Annotated in this window: 1 pseudogene; it reads right to left on the reverse strand. The window is 46.4% G+C overall.

The annotated features are described in order from the left end of the window. Window positions 1-278 (reverse strand): annotated as a pseudogene (locus SB775_RS28970) (ribonuclease R); the annotation flags it as partial.

Raw genomic sequence — 278 nt, forward strand, 5'->3', positions numbered from 1 at the left:
CTTTTTTCCCTGGCTGACTAGCGGATGTGGATGCAGATGCAGATGCTTTTCCTTTTCCTTGTCCACCACGATCAAACTTTCTTCCTGTGCCGCGTTCACCACCGCGCTCATTACTACGTTCGCTACGTCCACCGCGTTTCTTTCTTCCTGTTCTTGGCTGTTCAATCACAACTGGACGATCTTTGAACTTACGACGAGGTGTGCCTTTCATGCCAACGATTTCAAAGTCGATTGCACGCTCGTCTTTATTTACGTTAATAACACGAATTGTAATTTCG

Source organism: Peribacillus sp. SIMBA_075, assembly GCF_046534585.1.